General features: G+C 57.6%; 1 protein-coding gene. It reads left to right on the top strand.

Annotated features, from left to right (window positions below):
* On the top strand, positions 1-295 hold a 295-nt coding region (locus tag KDM89_RS21645; protein WP_212689837.1), incomplete at both ends, for a response regulator.

Raw genomic sequence — 295 nt, 5'->3', positions numbered from 1 at the left:
TTATCGCACTGGCTGGCCAAAGCCTTGCGTGATGCCCGCTTAACGGTAGAGGTGGCTCACGATGGTGCCGATGCCGATGCCTTGTTGCATACCCAGGAATATGCACTGGTGATCCTGGATTTGAGTCTGCCCAGAATGGATGGGCTGGATGTGCTGAAGCGCATGCGCGCGCGTGGCAGCAAGACGCCGGTGCTTATTCTGACCGCACGTGGTGGCTTGCAGGACCGGGTACAAGGGCTGAATCTGGGCGCAGACGATTATTTGCCTAAACCTTTCGAACTGGCCGAACTGGAGG

The organism is Cognatundibacterium luofuense (genome assembly GCF_018139685.1).
Taxonomy (GTDB): Bacteria; Pseudomonadota; Gammaproteobacteria; order Burkholderiales; family Burkholderiaceae_D; genus Undibacterium; species Undibacterium luofuense.
The sequence above is the reverse complement of the archived record's forward strand: the minus strand, read 5'-3'. Positions and strand labels throughout refer to the sequence as shown.